This is a genomic window from Gilvimarinus sp. 1_MG-2023, from assembly GCF_030548285.1.
Window position 1 is genome coordinate 1 of record NZ_JAUOSC010000028.1, and the last position, 1,601, is coordinate 1,601.

At 50.8% G+C, this 1,601-nt stretch carries 2 protein-coding genes; both read left to right on the forward strand.

Annotation, left to right across the window (positions count from 1 at the left end):
• Nucleotides 1–373 precede the first annotated feature (373 nt).
• Nucleotides 374–667, forward strand: a complete 294-nt coding sequence (locus tag Q4563_RS15445) for a hypothetical protein (protein WP_303605081.1) — start codon at nucleotides 374–376, stop codon at nucleotides 665–667.
• A 13-nt stretch (nucleotides 668–680) separates the two neighbouring features.
• A complete protein-coding gene (locus Q4563_RS15450) occupies nucleotides 681–1,349 on the forward strand; it encodes an AraC family transcriptional regulator (protein WP_303605082.1) in 669 nt (222 codons plus the stop codon).
• The last annotated feature ends 252 nt before the right edge of the window (nucleotides 1,350–1,601 follow it).

Consider the following 1,601-nt stretch of genomic DNA (forward strand, 5'->3'; position numbering starts at 1 on the left):
TCCGCATTCCGCATTCCGCATTCCGCATTCCGCATTCCGCATTCCGCATTCCGCATTCCGCATTCCGCATTCCGCATGTCCTTTACCCGTAAATATGTCGTCGACCTTGGCGGCCTCCCTTTTTGTTAAAAGACCATGGGTAAGTTCTAGGGACGAAGAGGGGGGTTTATTGCCCTGATCCTAGCTTTATGTTTTTCCTAGCAGGCTTTCGGTGTTAAAGGGTCTATTAAGAGCCGAAGTACCAAAAAAGTGAGTAGCTATTGCTTAAGTTGACTGTTATTTTAACGTTCACCCTTTGATTAACCTCGGAAAATGATATGACTGACGCTCTACAAAAGCACCACGTCGTCGCTTTAGCCCAAGGTAAAAACTAGTGCTCGAACTGCCCCGGGCTTTGCCGCGTGAGTTATATAATTCAGCCTGTATTGAAGATGCCGTCATTCAGGCAGCAATGCAACCTTGGGCGGCAATGGAGTGCATTCAGCTGGGCTCAGGCCGGCAGTTGGTGCAGATGGAAACGCTCAACCTTGGCAAGCTGCAGGTGGTGCGTGAAACCCAGTTGGCGTCTGTGCAAAAAGGTGGGGTTTACCCCTCAGGGCTTTTGCACGCTATCTTACTGCACCCCTGCACCCAGCTTTCGTTTCTCAGAGCTGGGTGCCGAGAGTAGCAGCATTTTCTTTATGCCGGAGTGTGCAGAATACGATATCTACGTCCCCGAAGGTATTCAAACTTCTTATATCGGCTTTCATATTGATGAGTTTTTACAGGGAGCTCGGGCATTGGACCCAGTGCAGTGGGAGCGAGGTTTCACATCATTGCAGTCTATCCATAATGGCCAGCAGCCTGCGTTACGATCGGCAATAACTGAGTGGCTACAGAGCACTCAGATGTTCACCGCAGCCACACCTGCACAAAGCGAACAATTTAAGCGGCAGCTGCTACAACAGGTGGTGCACATAGCGACTGCGAAAAGTGTCGACCCGGCCGATCTGTCGTTGGCCGAACGCATTCAGGCGTTTCACACCTGTCGCAAAGCGCGCAATTATATAGAGGAATGTTTCGGCCTCGATATTATCCCGTCCATAAGTGATATCTGTACCGTGGTCGGGGTGTCTGAGCGCAGTTTACAATACGCTTTTCGGTCGTATGTGAACATGTCTCCACTTGCCTACCTGCGCTCATGCCGCCTCAGCCGTGTCAGATCAGCGTTGCGTGCCAGTGACGCCAGCTCTACCACAGTGACAGCAGTGGCTATGCATTTTGGCTTTTTGCACCTCGGCCGCTTTGCACGCGATTATAAACAAGTCTTTGGTGAGCTGCCTTCGCTCACTCTCGAGTCTGAGTTTTAACCGCAGTTAAAAATACCGCTATAACAGCGTCAGGTGGCACTTCAACGCCAGTCTAGCGCCCGTTGGCAGTCAAGATACCCTGGGCGATGACGACGTAGGCGCTTATTTGCCAAGGAGGTGTGGAAGTTCTAGGGATGGTGGAACGCGGAGTGTAAAACGTAGAACGCGGAATGCGGAACGTAGAACGTAGAACGTAGAACGTAGAACGTAGAACGTAGAACGTAGAACGTAGAACGTAGAACGTAGAACGTA

Excerpts from the sequence above, each read along its gene's own strand:
- Q4563_RS15450 (WP_303605082.1), top strand. The coding sequence starts at position 681 with ATGCCGGAGTGTGCAGAATACGATATCTACGTCCCCGAAGGTATTCAA.